At 74.3% G+C, this 6,763-nt stretch carries 5 protein-coding genes; 1 reads left to right on the forward strand and 4 read right to left on the reverse strand.

The annotated features are described in order from the left end of the window. Together DAT37_RS03870 and DAT37_RS03875 are read right to left on the reverse strand one after the other, a co-directional pair. On the reverse strand, window positions 1–434 hold a 434-nt coding region (locus DAT37_RS03870; RefSeq protein ID WP_198654074.1), incomplete at its 3' end, for an ABC transporter ATP-binding protein. After that, window positions 431–2,203, reverse strand: coding sequence for an ABC transporter ATP-binding protein (locus DAT37_RS03875; protein ID WP_198654075.1), 1,773 nt, complete (start codon window positions 2,201–2,203; stop codon window positions 431–433). The genes DAT37_RS03870 and DAT37_RS03875, both read right to left, overlap by 4 nt. Window positions 2,204–2,368: 165 nt before the next feature. Here DAT37_RS03875 and aroQ point away from each other — a divergent pair, with 165 nt between their 5' ends. After that, window positions 2,369–2,821, forward strand: coding sequence for a type II 3-dehydroquinate dehydratase (gene aroQ / locus DAT37_RS03880; protein WP_109523300.1), 453 nt, complete (start codon window positions 2,369–2,371; stop codon window positions 2,819–2,821). Window positions 2,822–2,842: 21 nt separating this feature from the next. On the opposite strand, the gene DAT37_RS03885 is transcribed toward aroQ, so the two are convergent. Beyond that, window positions 2,843–4,399 (reverse strand): phospholipase D-like domain-containing protein, encoded by a 1,557-nt coding sequence (locus DAT37_RS03885; protein ID WP_109523301.1) that lies wholly within the window; start codon window positions 4,397–4,399, stop codon window positions 2,843–2,845. Between the two features lie 10 nt (window positions 4,400–4,409). Next, on the reverse strand, window positions 4,410–6,763 hold a 2,354-nt coding region (locus DAT37_RS03890), incomplete at its 5' end, for a xanthine dehydrogenase family protein molybdopterin-binding subunit (RefSeq protein ID WP_232839505.1).

Consider the following 6,763-nt stretch of genomic DNA (forward strand, 5'->3'; position numbering starts at 1 on the left):
ACCCCGCCGGCCAGCGGGACCGACTCGTCGGTGAAGTTCACCAGGTCGCTCACGTCGTCGCGGAGGCGCGCGACGGACTCGCCCGGCGAGTGCGGCAGCCGGGACGCGGCGGCCCCGCGAGCGGTCAGCACCGAGCGCAGCACGTTGGCCCGCAGCAGGGTGGCCGCGGCGCACCACCAGTAGACGCCGTACGTCCACGCGGTGACCAGCACCAGCCCGCGCACCACCTCCACGCCCACGAACGCCGCGCACAACCACAGCGCCTGGGCCGGCCCGGCGGCGCGCTGCCCGCTGATCTGGTCGAAGAGCTCCCGCAGCACCAGCCCGCTGACGAGCGGGATGACGCTGACTGGCATCCACAGGAGCGCGCCGATCAGGTAGCGCCGCAGGTCGAACCGGATGAGCCGGGCGACCACCAGCCAGACGGGCCTCATCGGCGCACCCCCGCCAGGTCCAGCATCCGCGCGAACCGGCTGCCCGGGTCGGCGACGAGGTCCTCGCGACGGCCGTACTCGACCACCCTGCCGCCGGCGATCACCGCGACCTTGTCCACCCGCGCCAGCGACGAGAGCCGGTGCGCGATGATCACGCCGGTGCGGCCGGCGAGCAGCCTGTCCACGCTCCGCTCGACGAGCCGCTCGGTGGCCGGATCGATCCTGCTGGACGCCTCGTCCAGCACGACGAGCCCGGGGTCTGCGAGCAACGCCCGCGCGAACGCGAGCAACTGCGCCTCACCCGCCGACACACCGCCCAAGTCGGTGTCGAGCCCGCGGGGCAGCCCGGCGAGCCAGCCGCCGAGACCGACCTCGTCCAGGACGGCGCGTAACCGGTCGTCGTCCGCGAGCGGCCGGAACAGCGTCAGGTTGTCCCGCACGCTCGCCGCGAACAGCCGCACGTCCTGCGTGACCGCGCACATCCGGCGGCGTACCGAGGCCGGGTCGGCCTCGCGCAGGTCCAGCCCGCCGACCCGGACCGCGCCCTCGCCGGGGTCGTGGAGTCGCAGCACCAGCCGGGCGATGGTGGTCTTGCCGCTGCCCGTACGGCCCACCAGGCCGAGCGTCTCGCCGGGCGCCAGCGCGAGGGAGACGTCCGACAGCACCCCTTCGCCGGCGTCATAGGCGAAGCTCACGCCGTCGAGTTCCAGGGCGAGCGGCCCGGACGCGGGCAGGGGCCTGGGGCGGGCGGGTTCGGGCAGCGTCCGGCGCTCGGCCAGCAGGGCGCCGATGCGAGCCACCCCGGCCAGGGCCGCCTGGTAGCCGCGCAGCCGGTCGATCAGCCGCTCGAACGGGGTGCGGACCATCAGCGTGTACTGGAAGAGGAGGACCGCGGTGCCGACCGTGAGCGTCCCGGACTGGCGGCCCCACGCGGCGAGGGCGAGCACGACGGCCGTGCCCGCCGCGAACGCCACGGCCGTGCCCGCGATGAGACCGCTGCCGACCTGCGAGCCCTTGACGTCCGCCTGGTACCAGGTGGCGGCGACCTGGTGGAATCGGCGCACGACGTGCTCGCCCGCGCCGTTGGCCCGGATGTCCTCCGCCCCTGCCAGCCGCTCCTCGAGGTGGCCGACGAGCTCCGCGTCGGCCGCCCGGGAGCGGGCGGCCGACGGCACGGCGAGCCGCTGCGCGCGGGCCATCCCGAACCCGGCCAGCGCGCAGTAGGCCAGCAGCGCGGCGCCCATGAGCGGGTCCACGGTGAACACCACGACGAGCATCCCCGCGAGGAGCAGCACACCGGCCACCACGTCCAGCAGGAACGCGACGACGAAGTCGGCGACGGCCACCACGTCGCCGTCCACCCGTTCGATCATCTCGCCGGGCGTGTGCCTGACGTGGAAGGCCAGGTCGAGGCCGAGCGCGTGCTCGGCGAGCCGCTCCCGGAGGCGGTCGGTCCCGTCCCAGGCGAGCCGGCTCGCGAGCCAGGCCGTGACCAGCCGGGCGGCCTGCCCGGCGACGGCGACCGTGAGGAAGCCGAGCGCGACGAGTGTGAGGTGGCGCGTCCCGGCGCCGCCGATCGCGCCGTCCACGAAGCGCCGGGTGAGCTGGGGCGCCGCCAGGGGCAGCGCCGTCATGGCGGTGACGGAGACGGCGAGCGCCACCGCCTGGCGGCGGCCGGGACGCAGGTGCCGCAGGACCGCGATCCCGGGGTTCGCGCGTGGCTTACCGGCGTTTACATGGGCCAGGATCCCCAAGTTGAGCGTGCGCAAGAAGCGTCATGTCCTTTGCATAGGTGGAAGCTCTGAGCTGGGTGGACATGAACGCTCGCCGCATTTCCCCGCCTCCTGGATCGGCCACCTGTCACCGCGAGTACAGCAGAGGCCCGGCGGCGCGCTCAATCGAATTTCCCGGTAGCCGCTGTTAGGGTGAGCGCGATGTCATCCGTCCTGATACTCAACGGGCCCAACCTCAACCTCCTCGGCACCCGCAAGCCCGAGGTCTACGGCTCGACCACGCTGGCGGACGTGGAGGAACTGTGCCGCCAGGAGGCCGGGAAGCTCGGGCTGGACGCCGTCTTCCGGCAGTCCAACCACGAGGGCCAGCTGATCGACTGGATCCACGAGGCCGGGGCGGAGGTCAAGGCCGGCAGGTGCATCGGCGTGGTGTTCAACGCCGGGGCCTACACGCACACCTCGGTCGCGCTGCACGACGCCATCGAGGCCGTGGAGCTGCCGGTGGTGGAGGTGCACATCTCCAACGTGCACCGGCGAGAGGAGTTCCGTCACCACTCCTACCTGTCGCCGGTGGCGCGGGGCATCGTCGTCGGCTTCGGCGTGTACGGCTACGTCCTCGCCATCCACGGGCTGTACCAGGCCGCGCGGTCGTAGCCGCGGGAGGCGCCCGGCGGGTCAGAAGCGGCGTGCCCGTCGCAGGTCGGCGGGGCGCCCGTCGGGGTCGACCGCGAGCTTGTACAGCGGCAGGGCCAGCACCTTGCGCAGCCGCCCCAGCTCCGGCCGGGAGTGCGGGCGCAGCCGTCCCGGCGGGCGCGTCCCCTGGCACCCGGCACGATGCCAGGCGGCCAGCCGGTCGGCGGACTCGGCGAACGCCTCGAACGCGGCCTTCGGGTCGCACAGCTCGTCCACGTCGTCCGGATCGCGGTCCAGGTGCTCGGCCGCGAGCATGAGCCGGAGCCGCCTGGCGAACACCCGCCCACCGGTGGGCGGGCGCGGATCGAGCTCCTCGTCTATCACCGCGCAGCTCAGCTCCGAGTCGTACGTCCACGACCGCAGGTTGACGTTGTCGGAGCCGATGGTCGCCCACACGTCGTCGACCACGCACACCTTGGCGTGCACGTACACCGGGGTGCCCGCGTGGTTCTCCAGGTCGTAGACGGCGAACCGGTCGCCGCCCGCCCGGCGCAGCCGGTCCAGCGCCTCGCTCCTGCCGATCAGGCTGGCGGGGGCGGCGAGCCAGCCGTCCTGATCGGGGTGGCGCGGGACCACGACGACCATGCGGAGCTCCGGCTCGCGTTCCAGCGCCTCGGCGAACGGCTCGATCACGTCGGTGGACCACAGGTACTGGTCCTCCAGGTACACGAACGAGCGGGCCCTGCGCAGCACCTTCTGGTAGCCCCTGGCCACGCTCCGCTCTCCCCTCGGGGCGAACGGGTAGGGGCGGCGCCGGTAGGGATAAGTCCGCAGGAGCTGGACGGCGTGCCTCCCGGCGGGCTCCGGCGCGGGCCTGGGCGGCGGGAGCGGCGGCACGTCGTCCATCCGCTCCAGGTGGTCGCGCAGCCGCCTGAACGGCTGGCGGGTCTCGGGGGCGGGGTCGTCCCAGCGTTCGCGGAAGACCTTCTCCACCTCGGCCACGGCCGGCCCGTGGATCGCCGCCTGCGCGTCGTGCCACGGCGGCCGTTCGCCGTACGCGGGGGACATGGGCGGCGGCTGCGGGTCGCCCCGGTGCCCGGCGTCGTCCCGGCGGCCGTGGCACAGGTCGACGCCGCCCAGGAAGGCAACGTCGCCGGCCGGGTCGGCGCGGTGGCGCAGCACGACGAACTTCTGGTGGTGCGAGCCGCCGATCCGTACCCGGGTGTCGAGCAGGGCCTGACCGCCGGCGGCCTCGACGTGCTCGCCGAGGTGCCTGTTCTCCGCGGCGCTGAAACGCAGCGCGTCCAGGTGGGAGCGCCAGATCAGGCCGCGTACGAGCGCTCCCCTGCGCGCCGCCTGCGCCATCGCGGCGGCCATCCCGGGGCCGGCGTCGGTGAGCCGCTCGTCGGGGTCGCCGCGCCAGTCGGTGAACAGCAGCAGGTCACGCGGGCCCAGCCGGTCGAGGCCGGCTTTCAGCTCGGCGAAGTACGTGGCCCCGTGGACGAGCGGCCGCACGAGGTTGCCCGTCGACCAGGCCGACAGCCGGGTCGACGGGTTGTCCCGTTCCTCGTCGGTGAGGAACCACTCATCGAGGCGCATCCGCCTCCCGCTACCCGGGCCGGCCCCCCGCATTCCTCAGCAGCGTCCACACGCCCTCGGGCGTCAGCGGGGTGGCGGTGACGGCCCCGGCCACCTCTGGCAGCGCGGCGGCGACCGCGTTGCCGATCGCCGCGGGTGGCCCGATCGTGCCCGCCTCGCCGACGCCCTTCATGCCTCCGGGGGTGATGGGCGAGGAGGTCTCCAGGCAGACCACATGGATGTCGGGGATCTCGCGGGTCGTCGGCAGCAGGTAGTCGATGATCGGCTGCCCGTCGCCGGTGTAGACGATCTCCTCAGTCAGCGCCATGCCGATGCCCTGCGCCACGCCGCCGCGGATCTGGCCTTCCACGATGGCCGGGTTCACCAGCACGCCGGCGTCGTTGACCACCCAGTAGCCCTCCACCTCGACCGCGCCGGTCTCCGGGTCGACGGCCACGGCCGCGGCGTGCGCGCCGTACGCGTAGGTGGACGCCGACGGGTCGTAGCTGACCCGCTCCTCCAGCCCGGGGGTCGCGCCTTCGGGCAGGTCCCAGGCGCGCCACGCCGACGTGGCGATCTCCCGCAGCGTCAGCGAGGCGCGCGAGTCGCCCTTCACCTGTACGGCCGAGCCGGTGATCTCCAGGTCGTCCGGCGCCGCCTCCAGCCGGTGCGCGGCGATGGCCAGGATCTTCTCCCTCAGCCGGTCCGCGGCCTGGATGAGCGCGCCGCCGCCCAACACCAGCGAGCGGCTCGCGATCGAACCGATCGAGGAGTAGGGCGTGGCCGCCGTGTCGCCGAGCACCACCCGTACCCGGTCGAGCGGCACCCCGACCCGGTCGGCGGCGAGCTGGGCGAGCGCCGTCTCGATGCCCTGCCCGATGCCCGTGACGCCCGAGGCCACGACGATCGAGGCGTCCGGCTCCATGCGCAGCACCGCGGTCTCGAACCCGCCCGCCTGCATCCCCATGGCCTTCATGTCCATCGACGGCCCGAGCCCGGTCGCCTCGACGTGGCAGGAGAACCCCACCCCGCGCCTGCGACCGTCGTCCCGGGCCGGCGGAGTGACCAGGTCGCGGAGGGTCAGCAGGGCGCGCGGGTAGTCGCCCGAGTCGTACGTCTGCCAGGTCCGCGTGGCGCAGGGCAGCTCGCCTGGGCCGATCATGTTGCCCAGCCGCAGCTCGACCGGGTCGAGCCCGAGCCGCCGCGCGGCCTCGTCGATCAGCCGCTCCCTGGTGTAGGTGGCCTCCGGCTGGCCGAACCCCCGGTAGGACCCCGTCGGTGTGGTCGTCGTGACCACGCCGCGCAGCCGTACCCCTGTCCGGTCGAAGCGGTACGGGCCGGGCAGCGTGGTCGCGGTCACCGCCAACGGCGAGGCCCCGACGTTGGACGGGTGCGCGCCGAGGTCGCCGACCACGTCGGCGTGGAGCGCGACGAAGCGCCCGTCCGCGTCCAGCGCCAGCCGCGCCCGGTGCGCGGCTGCCCGCGCGGGCAGCGTGGCGACCAGGCGGTCGCCGGGCGACTCGGTCCAGCTCACCGGGCGGCCCAGGCGCATCGCGGCCAGGCAGGCGAGCAGCTCGTCCGGGTAGATGTGCTCCTTCGCGCCGAACCCGCCGCCGGTGTCGCCGCTGACGACCCGAACCCGGCCGTGCGTGAGCCCGAGCGCGTCCGCGGCGTGGTCGCGCACGTGGTGCGGCGCCTGCGTGGACGTCCGGATGGTGAGCTCCCCGTCGGTGAAGGACGCGACGACGCCGCGCGGCTCCATCGGGTACGGCGAGACCCTGCCGAACGTGAACGCCAGCTCGACCACGTGCGCGGCCCCGGCGATCGCCTCTTCGCAGTCGGGGTCGCCGAGCACGGAATCGGTGACGACGTTGGTGCCCCAGGCAGGGTGGAGCAGCGGCGTGCCGGCCGCCATCGCCCGCTCGACGCCGATGACGGCGGGCAGTTCCTCAAGGTCCAGGTCGATCAGGGCGACCGCGTCCGCGGCGGCCTCCGGCGTCCGGGCGACCACGAGGGCGAGCGGCTGGCCCGCGTACAGGATGGCCTCGTCCAGCACCGGATAGGAGGTCTCGCGCTGGCCCGGCGCGAGCGTGACGCAGGGCAGCCGGATGCCGGCGGCGTCGGCGGGCGTGATGACGTCGAGCACGCCCTCCACGGTCCAGGCCGCCTTGGCGTCGCAGCCGGCCAGCCGCCCGTGGGCGATGGGGCTGCGGACGACGGCGGCGTGGGCGGTCCCGGGCAGCCGCACGTTGCCGACGAACCTGGCCCGGCCGGTGAGCAGCCGGGCGTCCTCCCGGCGGGGCGTCCTCGCACCCACATGTCTACCCTCATCCATGACCCCGAGTGTGAGCGTCCGCCACCGCACGGTCCACGCACCGCGCTGCT

The sequence above is a fragment of the Nocardia aurea genome, assembly GCF_003123685.1.
Lineage (GTDB): Bacteria > Actinomycetota > Actinomycetes > Mycobacteriales > Mycobacteriaceae > Nocardia > Nocardia aurea.